Annotated in this window: 23 protein-coding genes; 10 read left to right on the plus strand and 13 right to left on the minus strand. The window is 63.6% G+C overall.

Translation table 11 applies throughout. The features are described from left to right. The first annotated feature begins 110 nt into the window (after positions 1–110). Positions 111–1073, plus strand: a complete 963-nt coding sequence (gene dusA, locus EO094_RS13250) for a tRNA dihydrouridine(20/20a) synthase DusA (RefSeq protein WP_246008532.1) — start codon at positions 111–113, stop codon at positions 1071–1073. A gap of 42 nt (positions 1074–1115) precedes the next feature. On the opposite strand, the gene EO094_RS13255 is transcribed toward dusA, so the two are convergent. Both EO094_RS13255 and cobS read right to left on the minus strand, forming a co-directional pair. Further along, positions 1116–1766 (minus strand): retropepsin-like aspartic protease family protein, encoded by a 651-nt coding sequence (locus EO094_RS13255; protein WP_128292819.1) that lies wholly within the window; start codon positions 1764–1766, stop codon positions 1116–1118. Between the two features lie 19 nt (positions 1767–1785). Next, complete coding sequence (gene cobS / locus EO094_RS13260) at positions 1786–2571, minus strand: adenosylcobinamide-GDP ribazoletransferase (protein WP_128292821.1); 786 nt, start codon at positions 2569–2571, stop codon at positions 1786–1788. A gap of 165 nt (positions 2572–2736) precedes the next feature. On the opposite strand from cobS, the gene cobT reads away from it, so the two are divergent. Next, positions 2737–3783, plus strand: a complete 1047-nt coding sequence (cobT, locus tag EO094_RS13265) for a nicotinate-nucleotide--dimethylbenzimidazole phosphoribosyltransferase (protein WP_425455896.1) — start codon at positions 2737–2739, stop codon at positions 3781–3783. A 69-nt stretch (positions 3784–3852) separates the two neighbouring features. Here cobT and EO094_RS13270 read toward each other — a convergent pair whose 3' ends face one another. After that, entirely contained in the window at positions 3853–5412 is a 1560-nt protein-coding gene (locus EO094_RS13270) for a sensor histidine kinase (protein WP_128292825.1), read from the minus strand. Positions 5413–5535: 123 nt separating this feature from the next. Here EO094_RS13270 and EO094_RS13275 point away from each other — a divergent pair, with 123 nt between their 5' ends. The 5 genes from EO094_RS13275 (at position 5536) to EO094_RS13295 (ending at position 8424) form a co-directional block, all read left to right on the plus strand. Beyond that, on the plus strand, positions 5536–6144 hold the full coding sequence (locus tag EO094_RS13275; protein WP_128292828.1) for a glutathione S-transferase family protein: 609 nt from the start codon (positions 5536–5538) through the stop codon (positions 6142–6144). Positions 6145–6148: 4 nt separating this feature from the next. Beyond that, a complete protein-coding gene (locus tag EO094_RS13280) occupies positions 6149–6817 on the plus strand; it encodes a uracil-DNA glycosylase family protein (RefSeq protein WP_246008505.1) in 669 nt (222 codons plus the stop codon). A 63-nt stretch (positions 6818–6880) separates the two neighbouring features. Continuing rightward, positions 6881–7369 (plus strand): Lrp/AsnC family transcriptional regulator, encoded by a 489-nt coding sequence (locus EO094_RS13285; protein ID WP_128292832.1) that lies wholly within the window; start codon positions 6881–6883, stop codon positions 7367–7369. Positions 7370–7653: 284 nt separating this feature from the next. Then, positions 7654–7983 carry a hypothetical protein gene (locus EO094_RS13290; RefSeq protein WP_128292834.1) on the plus strand — a complete coding sequence of 110 codons (330 nt, stop codon included), beginning with the start codon at positions 7654–7656 and terminating at the stop codon, positions 7981–7983. Positions 7984–7992: 9 nt separating this feature from the next. Next, on the plus strand, positions 7993–8424 hold the full coding sequence (locus tag EO094_RS13295) for a hypothetical protein (RefSeq protein ID WP_128292836.1): 432 nt from the start codon (positions 7993–7995) through the stop codon (positions 8422–8424). Positions 8425–8495: 71 nt separating this feature from the next. Here the strand turns inward: EO094_RS13295 and EO094_RS13300 are convergent, their stop codons facing one another. Continuing rightward, positions 8496–9398, minus strand: coding sequence for an NAD(P)-dependent oxidoreductase (locus tag EO094_RS13300; RefSeq protein WP_281275259.1), 903 nt, complete (start codon positions 9396–9398; stop codon positions 8496–8498). A gap of 149 nt (positions 9399–9547) precedes the next feature. On the opposite strand from EO094_RS13300, the gene ade reads away from it, so the two are divergent. Continuing rightward, on the plus strand, positions 9548–11344 hold the full coding sequence (ade, locus tag EO094_RS13305) for an adenine deaminase (RefSeq protein ID WP_128292842.1): 1797 nt from the start codon (positions 9548–9550) through the stop codon (positions 11342–11344). A 12-nt stretch (positions 11345–11356) separates the two neighbouring features. On the opposite strand, the gene EO094_RS13310 is transcribed toward ade, so the two are convergent. The 5 genes from EO094_RS13310 to mobA all read right to left on the minus strand — a co-directional run bounded on the left by EO094_RS13310 (position 11357) and on the right by mobA (position 15224). Further along, positions 11357–12259: an ABC transporter permease gene (locus EO094_RS13310; RefSeq protein ID WP_128293406.1), complete on the minus strand. Its 903-nt coding sequence runs from the start codon at positions 12257–12259 to the stop codon at positions 11357–11359. Between the two features lie 11 nt (positions 12260–12270). Beyond that, positions 12271–12981 carry an ABC transporter permease gene (locus tag EO094_RS13315; RefSeq protein WP_409976979.1) on the minus strand — a complete coding sequence of 237 codons (711 nt, stop codon included), beginning with the start codon at positions 12979–12981 and terminating at the stop codon, positions 12271–12273. Between the two features lie 68 nt (positions 12982–13049). Further along, positions 13050–13823, minus strand: coding sequence for an ABC transporter substrate-binding protein (locus EO094_RS13320; RefSeq protein ID WP_128292845.1), 774 nt, complete (start codon positions 13821–13823; stop codon positions 13050–13052). 196 nt (positions 13824–14019) lie between these two features. After that, complete coding sequence (mobB, locus tag EO094_RS13325; protein WP_128292848.1) at positions 14020–14535, minus strand: molybdopterin-guanine dinucleotide biosynthesis protein B; 516 nt, start codon at positions 14533–14535, stop codon at positions 14020–14022. A gap of 11 nt (positions 14536–14546) precedes the next feature. After that, on the minus strand, positions 14547–15224 hold the full coding sequence (gene mobA / locus EO094_RS13330) for a molybdenum cofactor guanylyltransferase MobA (protein WP_128292850.1): 678 nt from the start codon (positions 15222–15224) through the stop codon (positions 14547–14549). Positions 15225–15506: 282 nt separating this feature from the next. Here mobA and apbC point away from each other — a divergent pair, with 282 nt between their 5' ends. Beyond that, entirely contained in the window at positions 15507–16715 is a 1209-nt protein-coding gene (apbC, locus tag EO094_RS13335; protein WP_128292852.1) for an iron-sulfur cluster carrier protein ApbC, read from the plus strand. A 3-nt stretch (positions 16716–16718) separates the two neighbouring features. Here the strand turns inward: apbC and EO094_RS13340 are convergent, their stop codons facing one another. The 3 genes from EO094_RS13340 to moaA all read right to left on the minus strand — a co-directional run bounded on the left by EO094_RS13340 (position 16719) and on the right by moaA (position 20062). Then, on the minus strand, positions 16719–17936 hold the full coding sequence (locus EO094_RS13340) for a multidrug effflux MFS transporter (RefSeq protein WP_128292854.1): 1218 nt from the start codon (positions 17934–17936) through the stop codon (positions 16719–16721). 74 nt (positions 17937–18010) lie between these two features. Then, entirely contained in the window at positions 18011–18931 is a 921-nt protein-coding gene (locus EO094_RS13345; RefSeq protein WP_128292856.1) for a DMT family transporter, read from the minus strand. Between the two features lie 69 nt (positions 18932–19000). Continuing rightward, on the minus strand, positions 19001–20062 hold the full coding sequence (moaA, locus tag EO094_RS13350) for a GTP 3',8-cyclase MoaA (protein ID WP_128292858.1): 1062 nt from the start codon (positions 20060–20062) through the stop codon (positions 19001–19003). 156 nt (positions 20063–20218) lie between these two features. Here moaA and EO094_RS13355 point away from each other — a divergent pair, with 156 nt between their 5' ends. Next, the gene (locus EO094_RS13355) at positions 20219–20575 is read left to right on the plus strand and encodes a gamma-butyrobetaine hydroxylase family protein (protein ID WP_128292861.1); all 357 of its coding nucleotides are present in this window, start codon (positions 20219–20221) and stop codon (positions 20573–20575) included. A gap of 129 nt (positions 20576–20704) precedes the next feature. On the opposite strand, the gene EO094_RS13360 is transcribed toward EO094_RS13355, so the two are convergent. After that, on the minus strand, positions 20705–21307 hold the full coding sequence (locus EO094_RS13360; protein WP_128292863.1) for a L,D-transpeptidase: 603 nt from the start codon (positions 21305–21307) through the stop codon (positions 20705–20707). Positions 21308–21311: the final 4 nt, after the last annotated feature.

Consider the following 21311-nt stretch of genomic DNA (forward strand, 5'->3'; position numbering starts at 1 on the left):
TCTCCCAAATCCTTGGATGGCGGCGTTCAGCGCCTGTCCGTCCAATCGCGGCGGGACTCTCAGTTGGAAATGAAGTGACTGAATATCTGCATAAATTCGCCGTTGCGCCGATGATCGACTGGACCGATCGGCACTGCCGCTATTTCCATCGCGGGCTGACGCGGCGGGGGCTTCTCTATACGGAGATGCTGACCGCCGATGCCCTCATTCATGGCGATCGCGACCGGCTGCTCGGTTTCGATGCCGAGGAGCATCCCGTCGCCCTGCAGCTCGGCGGCAGCGATGCGGCGAAGCTCGCCGAGGCGGCGCGCATCGGTGCCGATTTCGGCTATGACGAAATCAATCTCAATGTCGGCTGTCCCTCCGACCGCGTGCAATCGGGCACGTTCGGCGCCTGTCTGATGCGCGAGCCGGAAATCGTCGGGCGTGGCGTTGCCGCAATGAAGGCGGCCGTTGATCTTCCGGTCACCGTGAAATGCCGTCTGGGCGTCGACGATCAGGATATCGAGACGGCGCTCGATGCGCTCGCCGATCTGGCCTTTGCGGCGGGAGCCGACGCGCTCTGGGTGCATGCGCGCAAGGCCTGGCTTCAGGGGCTGTCGCCGAAGGAAAATCGCGACGTGCCACCGCTCGATTACGACCGCGTCTATCGGTTGAAGACGCGCTGGCCGGATCGTTTCATCGGCATCAACGGCGGCATCACGGACCTTGCGGCGGCAAAGGCGCATCTTGAGACGGTCGACGGTGTCATGCTCGGCCGCGCGGCCTATCAGGATCCGGGTCTTCTTGGCGGCGTCGACCGCGAGATTTATGGGGAGGAGGCGCCAGCGCCCGATCTCATCGCCGCAGCGCGGCGGATGTGCGCCTATGCGGAGGCGCATTGCGCTGCGGGCGGGCGTATGGCGGCGGTGACGAAGCCAATGATCGGCCTCTTTCACGGGCGGCCGGGCGCGCGCATCTGGCGGCGCATTCTGACCGTCGAAGGCGTGAAGGCCGGTGCCGGGCCGGAGGTCATCGAAAAGGCGCTCGCAGGTCTCGCGGAAGCTGGCGGGCTTGAAAGTCTCGCCGCCTGAGTAACGAGCGCGAGCGGAGCTTGATCAGCTCTGTGGTGTGATTCAGCTTTGCGGCGTGATGATGAGTTCGCCGTTCTCCACCCGCCATGAGGCGAAGCGGTTGAGCACGTTCATGCCGAGAAGGTTGGAGAAGAGCTGGCCTTCCTGCGCCACGCCGGCCGGGACGTTGTTCAAGGTGAGGGGGCCGATCTTGAGCGTGTGGATTTCGGCGCGCGCCTGCAGCGTGATGCCGTTCGCCGTCTCCACCATCCGGTCGAAACGCAGGGCCGTCACGTCGATGCCGGCCCGTGCGGCGTCCTCATAGGTCAGAACGAGGCTCGAAGCGCCTGTATCGACCAGGAAGTCGAGCTCATGGCCGTCGACATCCGCGGTGAGCTTGAAATGCCCGTTGGAGCTGCGGCCGACATTGAGCACCTGTCGCCCGCTGTCGTCGACGCTCACCGTCATGCGCCCGGGTGCCAAAACATCGATCACCGGTCCGGCAAAGCGCGTCAAAGGCTCGCGATAGGCATAGACCACGACCAGGCCGACGACGAGGGCGACCCAGATGAGAGCGTGCTTCGCGGCCGTGCCGAGGCGCCCGCGATAGGCGGCGAGACCACCGACGACGAGGATCAGGACGCCAATAAGGTAGACGACGCGGGGCCATTCCGCGTCGCCGGAACCGAGGATGATGAACGATTGGTCGAGCATGAGCCCCCAAATGGGGATTTCAGGCCCCGAGTGCCAGAGTTGCGAACAGGATTGTGGCTGCAATCTGTTCCGAGGCGCCGATCGTGTCGCCGGTATGCCCGCCGATCAGCCGCCGCGCCATGGCGCTGAAGGCGAAGACGCCGAGCGTCGCCAGAATGATGGCGAGGATGCCGGTGAACGGGAACATGACGATGAGTATGAGGATCGCGGGTACGCTCAGGAGAACTGCGAAGCCGAGATCGGCGGTCTTCGGCCATCCGGCCCAGCTCGCGACACCGTCCGTGCGGGCCGGCGGGAGGCTCGTCCAATGCGTGTAGGCGAGGGCGCGCGAAAGGGCCGCGACGCAGATGATGGAAAAGGCGCCGACGCCCACGCTCTGCGAGATCTCGCCAAGCGCGACCACCTTGATGATCACGGTGAAGAGGAGAGCGAGGAGCGCGTATGTGCCGATGCGGCTGTCATGCATGATCTCAAGCCGCTGTTCGCGCGTCTTGCCGCCGCCGAATCCGTCGGCCGTATCGCCGAGGCCGTCTTCGTGCAGCCCGCCGGTGATCAGCGCCATCGCGCCGAGCGCCACGGCGGCTGCGAGCACCGTCGAGCCGCCGAAGGAGATTATGAGCGATAAGATGACCGCAGGGGTGAGCGCGATCAGCATCCCCGCGAGCGGCAGGCAGGCGGAGGAGACCGAAAGCGGGCGTTCTTCGCTCGGCTCGGGCTTGGCCCGGATCGGCAGGCGGGACAGGAAGGCGAGGCAGGCGCGAAGGTCCTGCGGCAGGCGGGTGAAGTGTTGGGCGAGCGAGCTCATGCGAGCCTCCGGCAGGATAAAACCTGGCTACCATTAGGCCGGCGAGGGGGGCGTTGAAACAGGGCGGGCTGACGCATTGCGCTCCTTTGATCGTCGCTTTAAGCGGCTGTAAAGTGGACCTTTCCTCCCCAATGGCTCCCAAAAGAAGTGAGAATCCCATTGTCCATCCGTGATGCCGGCACACGCGCTGCGCCGTTCGACGATTTTCGTGACCTCGTGAAGAGCCTTCCGGCTCCCGATGCCGAGGCTCTTGCCGCGGCCCGCGCCCGCCAGGGGCGTTTGACGAAGCCTCCCGGAAGCCTTGGCCGCCTGGAGCAGATTGCCATCTGGCTGGCCGGCTGGCAGGGACAGGAAAAGCCCGTCATTGAGCGCCCGATGGTTGCCGTTTTCGCCGGCAATCACGGGGTTGCGGCTCGCGGTGTCGCGCCCTATCCGGCCGATGTCACGCAGCAGATGGTGGCGAATTTCCGCGCTGGCGGTGCCTCGATCAACCAGCTCTGCACCTCCTTCAATGTCGGCCTTAAGGTCTTTGAGCTCGCGCTTGAACTGCCGACGGGCGATATCGCGGAGAAGGATGCGCTGAGCGAGCGCGACTGCGCGGCCACCATCGCCTACGGCATGGAGGCGATCGAGGGCATCGATCTTCTCTGCCTCGGAGAGATGGGCGTCGGCAATACCACGGTTGCTTCGGCGCTCTTCTGCGCGCTTTTCGGCGGCGAGCCGGAGGAATGGGTGGGCTACGGCTCCGGTTCGACGGGCGCGGTCCTGGAAGCGAAGATCGAGGCGGTCAGGCTCGCCTGCGAGAGAGTGAAGGGTGAAACCGATCCGCTCGTCATTCTGAAGCGCGTCGGCGGCCGCGAACTCGCCGCCATGGTGGGCGCCGTTCTGGCAGCGCGCATGCAGCGCATCCCGGTGGTGGTCGACGGCTTCGTCACGAGCGCGGCGGTTGCCGTGGTCCACAAGATGGCGCCGGGCGCCACCGATCACTGCATCTTCGCGCATCGCTCGGCAGAGAAGGCGCACCGTCAGGCCGTCGAAGCGATGGGCGGCGCGCCGCTTCTCGATCTCGGCATGCGGCTCGGCGAAGGCACGGGTGCGGCGATTGCCGCGGCCATCGTCCGCGCTGCCGCCTACACCCACTCCAACATGGCGACTTTCGGCGAGGCTGGCGTGTCGGGTGAGGGCGTCAACGTCGATCGCGCCGGCGGCTGAGCTTCGTCATCTGAGATTTAAGAGAGAGCATCGCCGTCTCTGATGGCGATGCTCTTATGCCGTTTCCGTTCAGCTCGCCTTGCGCAGCTGCGCGGGTTTGCGTGCCCGCATCAAGGCCCAGGTGCGGTTGTCGTCGGTGAATGACGAAACGACACGCTTCGCTGGCAGGATGGCGATGGCCTCGGTACCGACGCCGACCTTGCTGCGCAGGATGAAGTGGCCCCCGTGAAGGTGGATCAGCGCCTGGACGATGGGAATTCCGAGGCCGGTCCCCTGTTCGGCATTCTTGATCGAGATCGAGCTCTGGCCGAAAGCTGAGAGGACGATCGGCAGTTCGTCGGCGGGAATGCCCGGGCCGTTGTCGCGCACGGAGATATACTGGCCGCCGCCCTCGGTACGGCCGACCTTGAGGGCCACCTCACCCCCGGCCGGGGTGAATTTGAGCGCATTGGCAAGAAGGTTGAGTGTCACCTGCCGGATTGCCTGCTCGTCGACGACGATCTTCGGCATGTGCTCCTCGAACGCTTCCGACACCTTTATGTTCTTCTGCCGCGCCTTGAGGTCGAGCAGCCCTTTGGCATCCTGCGCGATGCTGACGAGAGAAAGGAGCTCCTCGCGCAATTCCCGCTTGCCCGCCTCGATGCGGGAGAGGTCTAGGATCTCGTTGATCAGCTTCAGGAGATGCTGGCCGGAATTGTAGATGTCGTTGAGATAGTCCTTGTAGGCATCGTTCTCGATCGGGCCGAGCATCTCGTTGCGCATCACTTCGGAGAAGCCGAGGATGGCGTTGAGCGGCGTTCTGAGCTCATGGCTCATCGTCGCCAGAAACTGCGATTTTGCCATATTGGCTGCTTCGGCCCGGCGCCTGGCCTCGTCGGAGACGGCCTTGCCCTGTTCGAGCTCGGCGAGAACGGCGTCCTTTTCCGCGCGCAGCACCAGGCTCTGCGCGTACTGCTCGTTGAGCTGGCCTGTCAGGTAGAGAAGCATCGCCTCCGCACCGAGCGCGCAGAAGGCCACCATCATGTCGATGAGGCTCGGCGACACCATATGCGCCGCACCGAGGCCGATGGCGATCGGCAGCGTGCTGGCGACGGACGCCGCCGGCAAGGGGGCTGCGACGAGGGCACTCAACGACATAAAGACGATGACGGTCGCAAAGCGCACCACGTCGATGCCGATCAGCGTGTCGGCAGCACCCGCCATCGGAAACAGGAAAGGAAACACGGCCCAGCCGAGACCATAGAGCGCTTCCACCACCACGAAGCGGTTCTTCCAGTCGACCAGCGAGCGCTGATTGGGGGCAAGTGCCGCATAGCGGCGGCAGACGACGGTCGCCGCAAGATGCAGGACGAGCACCCCCGCGCCCCACGAGGCGGCCCATAGCGGATTGCCGATGAAGCCCATCATCACGGTCAGGACGAGGATGAGGCCAAGCACGATCGGCGCGAAGGAGATGCGGTTCCTGGCGTATTGATCCGCCATCTCCTGCTCGAAGTGGAAAAGCGCTTCGCTCGGCCCGCTCTCCGTCGTGACGTTGCGCACCAGCGCGCGGGTGATCATATTGCGGCGTGCGGCACGGGACTCGTCGGGCGAAGCCTGCAAAATCGTCGCCTGTGCCACATCCACCATGGGTTCTTCCCCAACTCTTTTCCCGCTTTTTCGTAGTGGAGCGCGGTTAAGATCGGGCGAGTGAAGATGGTTAAGAGGCCGTAAGGCCGTGGTCCGGGTAAACCGGCCGGAGCGGAGGTGAGAGTGAAGTTACTCGATGGCGGACGCGCGCCGAACCCACGCCGGGTGCGGATTTTCCTGGCCGAGAAGGGCCTCGAAATACCTCTCGAGCCCGTCGATATTGGCAAGAAGGAGCATTATTCGCTCGATTTTCTTCGCCTCAACCCGATGCGCCGATTGCCGGTTCTTGTCCTTGATGATGGCACCGCGCTTTCGGAAACGATGGCGATCTGCCGCTATTTCGAGGCGCTGCATCCTGACCCGGCGCTTTTCGGAAAGACCGCTTTGCAGCAGGCGCAGGTGGAAATGTGGAACCGCCGCATCGAGCTCGATCTCTATGCGCTCGTGGCCGCGATCTTCCGCCACTCACACCCCGCGATGGCGGAACTCGAAAACCAGGTGCCGGAATGGGCGGCGGCCTGCCGCGAGCGGCTGCCGGAGCTTTTCACCTTCCTCGACCGCGAGATGCAGACGCGCGAGTTCATCGCCGGTGACGGCTTTTCCGTTGCCGATATCACTGCGCTTGTCACTTTCGACTTCATGAAGCCTGCGAAGGTGGACATTCCAGAAGATTTTGCCTCTCTGCGCGATTGGCATGCGCGTCTCAAGGCCCGCCCGAGCGCGTCTGCCTGATCGCGTGGCTGAAACGCCTTCCAACGAGACGCCTGAAACGGCGGAGGCGCTCGCCGCACGCATCCGCTTTTGCCGTATCTGCGTGGAGCGGCCGTTCGCGGCGCCGTTGCCGCACGAGCCGAATCCGATTTTGAGGATTTCCTCCACGGCGCGCTTGTGCATTGCGAGCCAGGCGGCGGGCACGCTCGCGCATGCCACGACGACGCCGTTCAACGATCCCTCCGGCGAGCGCCTGCGCGACTGGCTGGGCGTCACGCGAGAAGAATTCTACGACGTCTCGAAGATCGCCATCGTGCCGATGGGTTTCTGTTTCCCGGGTCAGGACGAAAAGGGCGGCGACCTGCCGCCCCGGCGCGAATGTGCGCCCTCCTGGCGCGAAGAAGTCTTCGCTTCGATGCCGCAGCTGGAACTCGTTCTGGCGATCGGCCAGTACGCCATCGCCTGGCATCTCGGCCCGCTCCGCCGTCGCACGCTGACGGAGACCGTCACTGACTGGCGGGATGTTGTCGCGCAGTCGGGTCCGCCGCCCGTCCTGCCGCTCCCGCACCCTTCCTGGCGCAACAACGCCTGGCTGAAGCGTCATCCGTTCTTTCGCGAAGAGGTTCTGCCGTTTTTGCGGGGGCGCGTGCGCGAGCTTATCGAGCCGCAGAGTGGAGAGAAAGACGGCAAGTGACGCAGCGCTTGCCTCGTGCGCGCCAACAATGGTCTAACGACGCAAAATTCGCCCGAGGCCTGAATGGACCGCATTGACCGCATGATCCTGACTGTCCTGCAGGAGGATGTGACGCTTCCCGTCGCCGAGATCGCTCGGCGTGTCGGCCTGTCGACGACGCCGGCCTGGCGGCGCATCCAGAAGATGGAAGAAGACGGCGTCATCAAGAAGCGGGTGGCGGTCCTCGACCCGAAATCGGTCAATGCGCATGTCACCGTCTTCGTCTTCGTGACAACCAATCAGCACAACGAAGACTGGCTTCTCCGCTTTGCCAAGATCATCTCGGACATGCCAGAAGTGGTGGAATTTTACCGCATGAGCGGGCAGGTCGATTACCTCATCAAGGTTGTCGTACCGGACATCGCCGCCTATGACGCCTTCTACAAGCGCCTCGTCTCCAAGATCGACATCACCGACGTCTCCTCCGCCTTTGCCATGGAGAGGATCAAGGACACGACGGCCCTGCCGCTCAACTTCATGCAGCTCGACCCGCCGCAGAAGACGAAGGGATAGCACGCACCTGCTTGGCCTGCGCTGGAGATGGCAAAGAGATTTATTGTGCAGAGCAGCATTATCTCTTATTGAGACTTGAGAACGCACCTATCTCTTCTCAATTGCACGTGTAAATTGCGCGTGCTATAAGTATTGGGTGGCGCGGAGAATTTGTGCTGGCCGCAGATTACATTCTGCGGCCGAGCCCGGCATCCGTGCAGTCCAAAAAAACAAAATAGAAATTTACGTGTTCTGCGAATTCTGCAGGAACGCGCAGGCGCGTGCATCCCCAGGGAGGATGAGACATGGCCGTCAAACGTGCAAAATCGATCTCTGTCCGCGATCTCTCAGGCAAGCTGAACGAAGCCGTCGCCGAAGCTCTCAAAGAGAGCCGCAATCTCGCGGAAGCAGATTTCAAGGTCGCTCTCGTGCCGGGGCCGGGGATCATCGGCTTTATTCTGCGAGACGATATCTTGAAGGGGCGCGAGTTCGCGGAGATCGGCAAGATCGCTTCGACGGTCGGCAGCCGGTTTGAGGGAGCCTTCGGTAAGGCGCACGCCGCGATGGTCATCGGCGATGGCGGCATCACGGTCGGCTTCTGGCCTGGGCCGGAAGTCATCACCCTCGAGATGTGAGTATCTGTGATGGAAAAGAACGGGCGTCCCGCGCTTTGTCCAAGCGCTCAGCCGCAGATGCCGGAGGCCGAAGTCATCGGCGTGCAGCTCTCCCAAGAGGGCGTGGCACGCACGGCCTATTTGAATGCGCATCTTCCCGTGACGAAGGACCTGCTGGAGCAGACGGCACCGCTCCCGCCGACGCAGGTTCTGCGGTTTGCCGCACGTTGCGAGGAAGCGAGGTGTCGCCATTTTGACGGCAGCGACTGCCGTCTGGCCAGGCGCATCGTCGGAGGGCTCTCCCCGGTCGTCGATGCGCTGCCAGCCTGCGTGATACGCCGTGCCTGCCGATGGTTTGCGCAGGAAGGTGAGGCGGCGTGTCGGCGCTGCCCGCAGATCGCGACGTATATGCCTGAGCGGCAGGGGACGATCGCGGAGCTTGCGGAGCCGGAACTGGCCTGAGAAGAGCCTTTGAAATGGGCGACGGCCGAGGCCATCGCCCTTTCAAGATTCATGCGGCCAGGATGACGGCCTCACTTGAAGCGCTGCAGCCTTTTCATCAGGCTCGACGTGTCCCAGCGCTTGCCGCCCATCGCCTGTACCTCGCCGTAGAACTGGTCGACGAGCGCCGTCACCGGCAGAAGTGCGCCGTTGGTTTTCGCCTCGTCGAGGCAGATGGCGAGGTCTTTGCGCATCCAATCGACCGCGAAACCGTGATCGTAATGATCCTCGGTCATCGTCTTCCAGCGGTTCTCCATCTGCCAGCTCTGCGCCGCGCCCTTGGAGATGACGTCGACCACCTTCTCCACGTCGAGGCCCGCCTTCTGTGCGAAGTTGATGCCTTCGGAGAGCCCCTGGACGAGGCCGGCGATGCAGATCTGGTTGACCATTTTGGTGAGCTGGCCGGAGCCGACCGGCCCCATCAATCCGACCATCTTGGCGTAGCATTCGATGACCGGGCGAGCCTTCTCGAAGACCTTGGGCTCACCGCCGACCATCACTGTCAGCTGTCCCTTTTCGGCGCCGGCCTGGCCGCCGGAAACAGGCGCATCCAGGAAGCAGAAGCGGTGTGCATGCGCTTCATGCGCCAGCTCTCGGGCGATTTCCGCACTCGCCGTCGTGTTGTCGATGAAGATCGCCCCGGGCGCAATTCCCTTGAAAGCGCCGCCGCGGCCGAGCGTAACGGATCTGAGATCCTCGTCGTTGCCGACACAGCAGAAAACGAATTCCGCGCCCTCAGCGGCATGCTCGGGCGTCGGGGCATGTCGGCCACCGTGTTCGGCGACCCACTTCTCCGCTTTGTCCTGCGTGCGGTTGTAGACGGTAACCTTATGGCCTCGATGGGCGAGATGCCCGGCCATCGGGTATCCCATCACGCCGAGGCCGATGAATGCAACTTTCGCCATGTTCCGTTCCCTTTTGCTTTGCGCGGCGATTGCTCATGGTTCTAGACAATCAAAAAGGCCTTGTCAGGGGCAGAGCTCTTCCAACATGCCCTGGTAAGCGACGTATCCCAAGTCTTTGACCAGCTGCTTGGTCAGGCTTTTGCCGGCTGTCGGCGCCGCGCGGCCGTTTGGAGGTGACAATGACTGATCCTTTCCCGTCCTGGCAAAAGGTGGCGCCGCGCCTCGTCGATGTGGCCGCAGGGCGCACGCCGGCCGATCTCGTCATCCGCGGTGGCCGCTGGGTGAACGTCCATTCCGGCGAGATTGTCGAAAACACCGATCTCGCCATCACCGCGGGGCGCTTCGCCTATTGCGGGCCGGATGCCTCCCACACGATCGGCGAGAAGACCGAGGTGGTGGAGGCCAGGGGTCGCTATCTCGTGCCGGGCCTGTGCGACGCCCATATGCATGTCGAAAGCGGCATGGTGACGGTGACGGAATTTGTGCGTGCTGTCGTTCCCCACGGCACGACGTCGATGTTCGTCGATCCTCATGAGATCGCCAACGTGCTCGGTCTCGACGGGGTTCGTCTCATGCATGACGAAGCGCTGACGGCGCCGGTCAACGTTTTCGTCGAAGTGCCGAGCTGCGTGCCTTCCGCGCCGGGGCTCGAGACGGCAGGCGCCGAGCTCGGGCCGGAGGAGGTCGCCGAGGCGATGTCCTGGCCGGGCATCATTGGTCTTGGCGAGGTGATGAACTTTCCGGGCGTCGCCGCGGGCAACGAGCGGATGCTGGGCGAGATCATTGCGTCGGTGTCGGCCGGCAAGACCGTCGGCGGCCATTACGCCTCTCCCGATCTCGGAGTGGATTTTCATGCCTATGCGGCGGGCGGTCCGGCCGACGATCATGAAGGCACCCGCATGGAGGATGCGATTGCGCGCGTGCGCCAGGGCATGCGCGCAATGCTGCGCCTCGGCTCCGCCTGGTACGATGTCGCCGCTCAGATCAAGGCCGTCACCGAAAAGGGGCTCGACCCGCGCTTCTTCGTTCTGTGCACGGACGATTGTCATTCCGGCACGCTCGTGCATGACGGGCATATGAACCGCGTCGTGCGGCACGCCATCGCCCAGGGGCTGAAGCCGGTGACGGCGATCCAGATGGCGACGCTCAACACGGCAGAGCATTTCGGCCTGGAACGCGAGCTCGGCTCCATCGCGCCGGGGCGCCGCGCCGATCTCCTTCTGGTGTCGGACCTGCCATCACTCAAAATCGATGCCGTCTATGGCCGCGGCCGCCTGCTCGCCGAGAAGGGTGCGCTCGTCGCCGATATCCCGCTCTACGGCTATCCGGAAGAGGCGAAGAACACAGTCCGCCTGGGCCGCAAGCTGACGGCGGACGATTTCGCCGTGCCCGCGCCCAAGGGAAAGGACCGTGTCGGCGTTCACGTCGTCGGTGTCATCGAGAACCAGGCGCCGACGAAGGCTCTTCAGCGTGAGCTGAGCGTCGTCGATGGGTTGGTTGAAGCCGATATGACCAACGATGTCGCCCATCTTGCCCTTGTGGAGCGCCATCGCGGCACAGGGGCCGTTCAGAACGCGTTTGTCTCCGGATTTGGCTACAACCGACGCTGCGCCATCGCCTCCACCGTCGCCCATGACAGCCACCAGATGATCGTCGTCGGCACCGATCGGGCCGATATGGCGATGGCGGCGAACCGCCTGGGCGAAGTCGGCGGCGGCGTCGTGGTGATCTCCGAAGGCGAGGAACTGGCGCTGGTCGAGCTCAAGATCGCGGGCCTCCTTTCGGAGGAGCGCGCGGAAGCTGTCGCCGCCAAGGCCGCACGGATGGGCGCTGCCATGCAAAGCTGCGGCTGCCGTCTCAACAACGCCTTCATGCAGCATTCGCTGCTCGCGCTCGTCGTCATCCCGGAGCTCAGGATCTCCGACAAGGGCCTGATCGACGTGACCAAGTTCGAACAGACCGAGCTTTTCGTCTGAGGCTTTAGCGGCTTACGCGCCGATCTGTTCCGCCACCACCTGCTGGCCGGAGCTGTCCTGCGCCGGCTTGAGATGCCGCGTCAGCCGCCGTTCGGCCGCATCCCAGACGCGCCGGAGCGCTTCCACGACGACGAGATAGAGCCCGGCGGCCCAGAGATAGACCTGGAAATCGAAGGAGCGGGAAAAGGCAAGCCGCGTCTCGCCCAGGAGATCATAGACGGTGATGACGGAAGCGATCGCAGAGCCCTTGATCATGAAGATGATCTCGTTGCCGAGCGGCCGTAAAGCCGTGATCAGCGCCTGCGGGGCGACCACCTTGAAGAAGATGACGACAGGCGAGAGCCCGAGTGCGCGGGCTCCTTCCCACTGCCCGACGGAGATGCCGCGGATGGCCCCGGCATAAATCTCGGCCTGATAGGCGGCGGTGTTGAGCGTGAAGGTGAGGGCGGCGCAATTGAAGGCGTCGCGGAAGAACCACCACAGCCCTGCCGCTTCGAACACCTCGCGAAACTGCCCGGCGCCATAATAGACGAGGAAGGTCTGGGCAAGCAGCGGTGTTCCCCGAAAGAAATACACAAAGGCAAAAGCCAGCCCGCGCGTCCACCGGTTCTTCGAAAGCCGACCTGCCGCGACGATGCCGGCCAGAACCGCGCCGATCGCGACCGACAAGACGACGAGCTCCACCGTGACGAGGAGGCCGTCGAGGAGCTTTGGCCCGTAGCGCGTCAGAAGTTCCGGATTCCAGGCGCTGATGAAGAAGACGACCAGCGCGAGGGCGATCGCGGCCCACAGCGTCATCAAGACGATGCCGGCGATGCGCGCCTTGCTCCAATGCCGGACGGATGCGGGCGGAGGCTCCGCCGGAAGAATCCGGTCGGACACATATGCCGGGTTGGCGGCCTGATTGGCGCTCATCTCGCGCATCGTCATTTCGTCGCCTCGCCGCGCCTCGACCAGCGGTCGATGCCGTTGATGCCGAAGGACGAAATGATGGACAGCACCAGATAGATCATGCAGGCGACGAAATAGAAGAAGAACGGTTGTTTGGTCACGCCAACGGCGACGTTGGTGTTGCGCAGAAGATCGTTGAGGGCGATGACGGAGACGAGGCTCGTATCCTTCAACAAGATCAGCCAGAGGTTCGAAAGCCCCGGCAAAGCGAGCCGGATGAGCTGTGGCAGGATGACGAGACGCATCGTCGTCGTCGGCCTCAGGCCGAGTGCATACGCCCCCTCATACTGGCCCTTCTGAATGCCGCGAAAGGCGGACAGAAAGACCTCGCTCGCGAAGGATGCGAAGACGAGCGACAGCGCGATCACGCCCGCCGTGAAAGACGAAAACTCGACATAGGTGTCGAAGAGAAGCCGGAAGAGCTTCTGCAGTGCGATCTGTCCGCCGTAATAGATGATGAACAGCGTCAGAAGCTCCGGCAGCCCGCGGAAGATCGTCGTGAAGATCGTCGCCGCCCGGATGAGGCCGGGATCGTCGCTGTCCTTGGCGAGCGCAAGCAGAAATCCGAGCACGAGCCCGATCGGCAGCGTCGTCAGCGCCAACGCGACCGTGACCGCAAGCCCGGCCGCAAGATCATCGCCCCAGCCGCCGCCTCCAAACGACAGGAGGTCCAAAAACTCCATCAGCCCGTCATCCCTGGCGCGGCAGAAGGATGGGGCTCAAAAGCCCCATCCGATGCATCATACACCCCGACTTATCCGCCATAGACGTCGAAGTCGAAGTACTTGTCGTTGATTTTCTTGTAGGTGCCGTTCTCGCGGATCGCCTTGATGGCGGCGTTGAGCTTCTCGCGCAACTCGTCGTCACCCTTGCGCACTGCGATGCCGATGCCCGGCCCGTAGATTTTCGGATCGCCCGGCAGAGTCGTCAGGATCTTGCAGCAGGAGCCGTCTTCGCTGTCGACCCATTCCGACAGAACGATCACGTCGTCGAGGGCTGCATCGAGACGTCCGCTCGCCAGATCGAGCTTGTATTCGTCGGCCGAGGGATAGAGGCGGATGTCAGAATCCGGGAAGATCTGTTCCGCATATTGCGAGTGCGTCGTGGAGCTCTGGGCACCGACGCTTCTGTCCGCCATCGATTCGGCGGTCGCTTCCGTGATGTCGGAATCCTTCGGCACGACGATCGCCTGCGGCGTGTCGTAATATTTGTCGGTGAAGTCGACCTTCTCCTTGCGCTCCTCCGTGATCGACATGGAGGCGACGATGGCGTCGTACTTGCCGGCGAGAAGGGCGGGAATGATGCCGTCCCAATCCTGCGAGATGAACTCGCACTTCACCTTCATCTCGTCGCAGAGCGCATTGGCGATGTCGATATCGAAGCCGACGAGCTTACCGTCAGCCGTGATTTCGCTGAACGGGGGGTAGGCGCCCTCCGTGCCGATGCGCAACGTTTCCTGGGCCTGCGCTGCGCCCGTGGCGAAGACCGCGAGGACCGTTGCAGCCGCCAGTTTTTTGAACAAGCTCATGCTGTCTCCCGAATTTCTTGTTGGATGCGGCCTGGGACGGCCGCTGGACCTATAATCGGCCCAAACTTTGAGCCTGTGCAACTCTTTAGCAAGCGCCGTGCCTGCGGCAAGGAGACTTGATCACAGGCAATGCAGGTTTGGCCGATTCTGCGCCTCCTGGCATAGCCGGCAGAGGGCGCGAAAGGCGCAGACTGCCTCATTTGGCGGCATCGAGCGACAGGTGCCCGGCGATGAAATCGGCAATTTTTGCAACTTCGTCGAGATGGAAGACCGGAAGCTTCGCGTTCGCCACCGGATAATCTGATGCGATTGCGAGGATCGACGGATCGCTGTCGCTGAGCGCCTGCCCGGGCCGTCCGTCCCGGCGGCGCACTTCGAGCTTCGGGTGAGGTGCCTTCTTGTAGCCTTCGATGAGGATGAGGTCGCAGGGCGACAGACGCGACAGCATCTCCTCGACGGGGGGCTCCGCCTCTTCGCCGAGCTCATGCATCAGCGCCCAACGGTGATCGGACACGAGGAGAACCTCGCGTGCCCCCGCCTCGCGATGCCGGAACGAATCGGTTCCGGGATGATCGATGTCGAAGGCGTGGTGGGCGTGCTTGACCGTGGAGACGATGAGGCCGCGCTCTGAAAACGCGCTGACGAGGCGGGCGACGAGCGTCGTCTTGCCGGAATTCTTCCAGCCGGTGATGCCGAAGACCGGGGGCGCCATCCGCGGGCGGGCTATTCGGCGGCCTGAGTTCGATTGAGCGCCTCGAGCATCGCATGTGCCTCGGCCGCGTCCTCCGGCGTGTTGACGTTGAAGAAGGGGTCGATCTGACGGCCGTCGGCTTCCAGATGGTCGAAGGGCACGTTGAGACGCACGTAATTGTCGGCGAAGTCGAGAACCTTGCTCGATTTCGCCTTCTTCAGCCATTCCTCGAGATCGTCGGCAAGCGCGATCGGCCACAATCCGAAGACGGGATGCACGCCGTTGAACGAGGCCGCAACGGCGATCGTCGTTTCGTCGTGGCCGCAGCCTTCGGAAAGCCGCGTGACGAGATCACCGGGGAAGAAGGGCGTGTCGACCGCTGCGCTCGCCATGAAACGCGCCTGCGGACAGAAGACCTGGCTCCAGCGCATCCCGGCGAGAATACCGGCGAGAGGCCCCGGATTGCCGTCGATGCCGTCGGGAACGACAGGGAGAAGAAATTCACTGAAGCGCGACGCGTCGCCATTGGCGTTGATGACGAGTTCGTCGACCTGCGGGCGCAGACCATTCACCACGTAAGAAAGCAGCGGTCGGCCGGCAATCTCCACGAGCGGCTTGTCGTTGCCCATCCGGCGGGACAGGCCACCAGCAAGAATAACCCCCGTGATCGGGCGCGGGGCAGGACGATCCTGGTCGGTCGTCTCGCTCACGAAACCCCGCAGAAACGCTTCGGCTGCGGACTTTTCCGCGCCGGTATCCCGGTGATGAAGGAGCGTCGTCTCGGCAACGGGCTTTCGGCCATCGGTTCGTTTCCTCTCAACCTATATACCTGTCGTGGCCCGGCAGGTGAAGCCGCCATCCGGCGTCTTCCTCAGCCGATCGCAGCGTGTGGCATTTGAACTTCGGGCGAGGGGGCAATATGTCAACGGCATGCCCGCCGGACGAAACCGCCGGCTCAAAAGCACCACCGCTGACGCGGTTGAAGGATGGCAATGCCCGAGACCACTCCCACGATTACGAAAGATGTCGTCTTCGATGCGCTCCGCCGTGTCAAAGGCCCCGACCTCGAAAGTGATATCGTCACTCAGAAACTCGTTTCCGATCCCGTCATCTCGAACGGCAAGGTGATCGTGTCGATCACGGTGCCGGCGGAGGCCGCATCGCATCTGGAACCTCTGCGGCAGGCGGCCGAAAAGGTGCTCTCGGATCTGCCGGGGGTGGAGCGTGCCATGGTGGCCCTGACTGCCGAGAGACGGCCTGGGCAGGGCATGTCCCAGAATGCGATGCCGCAGAATACGGCCCCCCGCAGCGCTCCGCCACGGCCGCAACCCGCCCCCCAACCATCCGCCCCGCAGCGCGCGCCGGCCCAGGCGCCGCAGCAGCCTCAGAAAGCGGGGGTTCCTGGCGTCAAGGCGATCATCGCTGTCGCGTCCGGTAAAGGTGGCGTCGGCAAGTCCACGACCGCCGTCAATCTCGCCCTCGGGCTTAAGGCGAACGGCCTCGAAGTCGGCATTCTCGATGCCGACATCTACGGGCCGTCATTGCCGCGCTTGATGGGCATCAAGGGACGGCCGGAATCGGTGTCGGAGCGCATCCTGAAGCCGATGGAAGGCTACGGGCTCAAGGTCATGTCGATGGGCTTCCTCGTGGAGGAAGAGACGCCGATGATCTGGCGCGGGCCGATGGTCATGTCCGCCTTGACCCAGATGTTGCGCGAGGTCGCCTGGGGCGAGCTCGACGTGCTCGTCGTCGATATGCCTCCCGGAACCGGCGACGCGCAGCTCACCATGGCTCAGCAGGTGCCGCTCGCCGGTGCCGTCATCGTCTCGACGCCGCAGGATCTCGCCCTCATCGATGCCCGCAAGGGCCTCAACATGTTCAACAAAGTGAACGTGCCGGTCCTCGGTATCGTGGAGAACATGAGCTATTTCCTGTGCCCGCATTGCGGCGAGCGCTCCGATATTTTCGGGCATGGCGGAGCCGAACACGAGGCGGAACGCATCGGCGTTCCCTTCCTCGGCGCTGTGCCGCTGCACATGGATATCCGCGAAACCTCCGATTCAGGCCGGCCGATTGTTGCCTCCGAACCGCAATCGGAGCATGCGCGCATCTATCGCCACATTGCCGATGCCGTCGTGAAGCGTCTCAACGTGGAAAAAGCCGCGGGCGTCCGCCAGGCGCCGAGGGTGGTGGTGGAATAGAGGCTAGCGGACGATCCGAAACAGGATCACGGAGAAAGTGAAAGCCGCGACGGCCCCTGTCAGCATGACGGCTGAGAGGGGCAGGGCCGACATGCCGCCGGCGAGCACGGCTCCTGCGATCGCCGAAGAGATCGCGCCTGAGCCGATCTGCGTCGCGCCCTGAAGCCCGGCTGCCGTGCCGGCGATTTCCGGGCGCACGCTGATGGCGCCGGCGATCGTGCTCGGCAGAACGAGGCCGTTGGAAATGCCACCCACGCACATCGGCAGGAAGAGGGCCGGCGCGCTCAGATGGCCGCTTGCGATGAGAGCGAGAAGCACGAGCTGGGCGATGAGGAGAAGGCTGGACCCGGCGAGCGTCATCCGCCGGACGCCGACCTTTTCGGCAAAGCGGCCGGAGAGAAAATTGCCAAAAGCATAGCCAATCGACAGGACCGCAAACCAACTGCCATAGGCGATCGGAGACAACCCGAGGATCGTGCCGGCCACATAGGCGCCGCCGCCCAGAAAGGCGAAGAAGACCGACGTCGCAAGGCTCGATACGGCGGTGTAGACGAGGAAGGCGGGTTCCTTGAGAAGGTAGCCGAAATCCCGAAACAAGGTGGCAAAGGCGATCCGCTCGGTCCGCGCATGGTGCGTCTCGCTGACGTCGCGCCAGGCAAGGGCGAGGACCAAGGCTCCGAACACCGTCAGCATGACGAACTGCGCCCGCCAGCCGAAACTCTGTTGCAGAAGACCACCGAAGAGCGGTGCCACCATCGGGGCCATGGCGAGCCCCATCGTGACATAGCCGATGACGCTTGCGGCTTTGCGCCGATCGTAGAGGTCGCGCACGATGGCGCGGGCCAGAACGATGCCGGTGCAGCCGCCGGCCGCCTGCAGGACGCGCAGTGCGAGCAGGCTTTCAATGTCGGTCGCCAAACTCGCCAGTGCGCTGGTGCCGGTGAAGATGCTGAGCCCGCAGAGAAGGACGGGCCGGCGCCCGAAACGGTCCGACAGCGGCCCGATCACGATCTGCGAAATCGCAACGGAGGCGAGAAACAGGGACAAAACGAGCTGCACGGTGGCAAAGCTCGCGTGGAAGTCCTTCTCCAGTGCCGGCATGGACGGCACGATGACGTTGATCGCGAACGGGCTGAGCGTCGAAATGACGACGAGGCTCAAGAGGCTTGGCCGCCGCCCCTCAGGTGACAGGGCGGGGGCGTCGGATATTGAAGACGGCATAAGATCTCGGCGGAGGCGAGGGGAGGGGTGGATGACCCGATAGCATCCAACCGCGCCCGGCAGAAGGGGCGCGATCAGCGTGCCGGCGGTGCCGTCAGCGCTTTGCGGGCCTCCGAAGCCCCGACCTGACGCTCCCGATAGAAGGTGTAGATGCCGGTCGCAATCAAGATGCCGGTGCCGATGAAGAGGAGCGGCCCCGGCCACGCGCCGAAGACGAGCACCTGCGCAAGCACAGCCCAGATCATGAACGAATAGCGAAATGGCGCGACGACGGAGATGTCTCCCGTGCGCATCGCGGCGATGATCAGGGTGTAGCCCGCGACCGTGCACAGTCCGGAGACGAAGATGGTGGCGAGCACGGCCGCATCGGGCATCACGGGCTCTTCGAAGAGCATGAGAAAGCCGCCGAAGAGACCGACGGAGATTGCGGCGGCCGTCGTGACGGCGAGCGTGGGCAGGCCTTTCGGCAATTGCTTGGAAGCGAGATCGCGCAGAACGACCGCGAAGACGCTGAGGAGCGCGACGAGCGACCAGATGTTGAAGCCGTCGAGACCTGGCTGAATGACGAGGAGCGCCCCGCTGAAGCCGACCGCGATCGCAGTCCAGCGCCTTCGGCCGACGGTTTCGCCGAGAAAGAGCGCAGCTCCCGCCGTGGTGGCGAGCGGCACCACCTGCAGGATCGCCGAAGCGTTGGCGAGCGGCAGGCGGAACAGGGCGGAGAGGTAAAGCCCCGCTGCCGCCACCTCGCCCAGGGTGCGCCAGATGAGCGTCTTATGGAAAAGCAGACTGCGATTGGCGAAGGCGCCGCGGCGCACCGCGAGTACGATGACGATCGGCGACACGATCAGACCGCGCAGAAAGATGATCTCGCCGGTCGGCAGATCGGCGCTCGCAACCTTCACCAGCGTGTCGTTGACGATGAACGTCACCATCGCTGCGAGCATCAGGAGAATGCCGCGCTGGTTTTCGCTCGGCAGGGCAGGCACAGGCGGCATGGGGAAACGGGCTTCTGGCGGGTTGATCGAAGCTTATGCTTAGGCGGCTTCTTGGGCCGCGACCAGAGCTCAGCCGCCCGTCATGCTCATATGCCGTGCAACCGCCGGACGTCGGTGATGGCGATCGATGACGAAATCGTGCCCCTTCGGCTTACGGGTGATCGCTTCGTCGATGGCCTGCGCGAGGATCGCATTGCCTTCAGAGGCGCGCAATGGGGCCCGCAGATCGGCCGCATCTTCCTGGCCGAGACACATGAAGAGCGTGCCCGTGCACGTCACCCGCACGCGATTGCAGCTCTCGCAGAAATTATGCGTGAGCGGGGTGATGAAGCCGAGCCTGCCGCCTGTCTCCTCGACCTCGACGTACCGCGCCGGCCCGCCGGTCTTGTAGGGGATGTCCGTCATGGTGAAGCGCTCTGAAAGTCGCGCACGGACGGTGGAGAGCGGCAAATATTGGTCGGTGCGGTCGCCTTCGATCTCGCCGAGCGGCATCGTCTCGATCAGCGTCAGATCCATGCCCTGACCATGGGCAAAGCGGATCATCTCCGGGATTTCGTGTTCGTTCACGTCTTTCAACGCGACGACGTTGAGCTTCACCTGAAGTCCTGCGTCCTGCGCCGCCTTGAGGCCCGCCATCACGCGGCCGAGATCGCCCCAGCGTGTGATGGCCTTGAACTTGTCGTGATCGAGCGTGTCGAGGGAGACGTTGATCCGGCGCACGCCGAGTGCTGCGAGATCGTGCGCGTAACGTTCGAGCTGTGAACCGTTCGTCGTCAGGGTCAGCTCCTCCATCCGCCCGGTGGTGAGATGGCGCCCGAGCGCCTCGATCAGCCACATGATGTTGCGGCGCACGAGAGGCTCCCCGCCGGTCAGGCGCAGCTTGCGCACGCCTTTGTCGATAAAGGCGGTGCACAGGCGCTCCAATTCCTCAAGCGACAGAAGATCCCGCTTGGGCAGGAAGGTCATGTCCTCGGCCATGCAATAGACGCAGCGGAAATCGCAGCGGTCGGTCACTGAGACGCGCAGATAGGAGATCGACCGCCCGAACGGGTCGATCATCGGCGCTGTCTCCGACGCCGTGTCGACCGGCGTGACGGTCGCGATGTCGGATGTCTGCACGATGGAATTCACTGACGCCTCATTGTTCCGTTTGCCTGCCTTCCCTTCGCCTGCGATCGGCAAATGGTGCTGGCAAGTCGTTTCCCGCCCTTATAGGAGAAGAATGTAATGGCCCCGCCGTCCGCGTCAAATGGCAGCGCGGCGCCGGAGCCCCTTGAAGGAGACATGATGGCGGAACCCTGGCCGACCGAAATCCGTCTGAAGAAGGACCGGCACATGCTGGCCGTCAGTTTTGAGAGCGGCGAGACGTTCGAGCTGCCGGCGGAGTATCTGCGGGTCTTTTCACCCTCCGCCGAGGTGCAGGGGCATTCGCCGTCCGAGCGCAAGCTCGTCTCGGGAAAGGCCGATGTGATGGTGATCGAAGTCGAACCGATCGGCAATTACGCCGTCCGTCTGCATTTCGACGATCTGCACAACAGCGGGATCTTCACCTGGTCCTATCTCTACCGGCTCGGACAGGACTTCGGCTCCCTGTGGGCGGGCTATCTGGAAGAGCTGGCCGAAAACGGTCTCTCCCGCCGCTGAACGGGGCAGGTGGGACTTCTCTCAGAGCTCAGAACGAAAACGGTCGGCGCAGGCGCCGCCCCATGGAGCTTGAAACGAAAACGGCCGGCGCAAGCGCCGGCCGTCGCTAAATCGTGTCGTCGAATCGCCCTAGCGGCGCACGACCACCTTCGTGCCGACATTAACCCGTTCGTAGAGGTCTGTGACGTCGTCGTTGGTCATGCGAATGCAGCCCGAGGAGACCGCCGTGCCGATCGTCCAGGGCTCGTTCGAACCGTGGATGCGATAGTAGGTGTTGCCGATGTAGAGCGCGCGGGCACCGAGCGGATTGTTGGGGCCACCCTCCATATGCGCCGGCAGGCCCGGCTGACGCTTGCGCATCGCCGGCGGCGGCGTCCAGCCCGGCCACTCCGCCTTGCGCGTCACGCGGTGCGTGCCGGCCCACTGGAAACCCTCGCGGCCGACGCCGACGCCGTATTTCAGCGCCTTGCCGTCTTCCATCACGTAGTAGAGGCGGCGCTCGCCGGTATCCACGATGATCGTGTTCGGGCCGTAAGGGCCAGTGTAATCCACCACCTCACGCTGCACCGGAGACTTGCCATGGAGGCGGGAGCCCGGGCCGAAGCTCAGCCATTGCTTGGAAACGGGATCAAAAAATCTTGCCGTCGGCTGCGCCGAGGCGTTGGGAGCAAAAGAAACGGCGCTAACAAGCGCCACAGCGACCGCAGTCGCAAGTAATCCAAACTTTCTCATTACC

This window comes from Afifella aestuarii, assembly GCF_004023665.1.
GTDB classification, from domain to species: Bacteria; Pseudomonadota; Alphaproteobacteria; order Rhizobiales; family Afifellaceae; genus Afifella; species Afifella aestuarii.

Coding starts and splice junctions, on each gene's coding strand:
- dusA (WP_246008532.1), top strand. CDS start 111: ATGATCGACTGGACCGATCGGCACTGCCGCTATTTCCATCGCGGGCTG.
- EO094_RS13255 (WP_128292819.1), bottom strand. CDS start 1,766: ATGCTCGACCAATCGTTCATCATCCTCGGTTCCGGCGACGCGGAATGG.
- cobS (WP_128292821.1), bottom strand. CDS start 2,571: ATGAGCTCGCTCGCCCAACACTTCACCCGCCTGCCGCAGGACCTTCGC.
- EO094_RS13270 (WP_128292825.1), bottom strand. CDS start 5,412: ATGGTGGATGTGGCACAGGCGACGATTTTGCAGGCTTCGCCCGACGAG.
- EO094_RS13285 (WP_128292832.1), top strand. CDS start 6,881: ATGGACCGCATTGACCGCATGATCCTGACTGTCCTGCAGGAGGATGTG.
- EO094_RS13290 (WP_128292834.1), top strand. CDS start 7,654: ATGGCCGTCAAACGTGCAAAATCGATCTCTGTCCGCGATCTCTCAGGC.
- EO094_RS13295 (WP_128292836.1), top strand. CDS start 7,993: ATGGAAAAGAACGGGCGTCCCGCGCTTTGTCCAAGCGCTCAGCCGCAG.
- ade (WP_128292842.1), top strand. CDS start 9,548: ATGACTGATCCTTTCCCGTCCTGGCAAAAGGTGGCGCCGCGCCTCGTC.
- EO094_RS13310 (WP_128293406.1), bottom strand. CDS start 12,259: ATGAGCGCCAATCAGGCCGCCAACCCGGCATATGTGTCCGACCGGATT.
- EO094_RS13320 (WP_128292845.1), bottom strand. CDS start 13,823: ATGAGCTTGTTCAAAAAACTGGCGGCTGCAACGGTCCTCGCGGTCTTC.
- mobB (WP_128292848.1), bottom strand. CDS start 14,535: ATGGCGCCCCCGGTCTTCGGCATCACCGGCTGGAAGAATTCCGGCAAG.
- apbC (WP_128292852.1), top strand. CDS start 15,507: ATGCCCGAGACCACTCCCACGATTACGAAAGATGTCGTCTTCGATGCG.
- EO094_RS13340 (WP_128292854.1), bottom strand. CDS start 17,936: ATGCCGTCTTCAATATCCGACGCCCCCGCCCTGTCACCTGAGGGGCGG.
- EO094_RS13345 (WP_128292856.1), bottom strand. CDS start 18,931: ATGCCGCCTGTGCCTGCCCTGCCGAGCGAAAACCAGCGCGGCATTCTC.
- EO094_RS13355 (WP_128292861.1), top strand. CDS start 20,219: ATGGCGGAACCCTGGCCGACCGAAATCCGTCTGAAGAAGGACCGGCAC.
- EO094_RS13360 (WP_128292863.1), bottom strand. CDS start 21,307: ATGAGAAAGTTTGGATTACTTGCGACTGCGGTCGCTGTGGCGCTTGTT.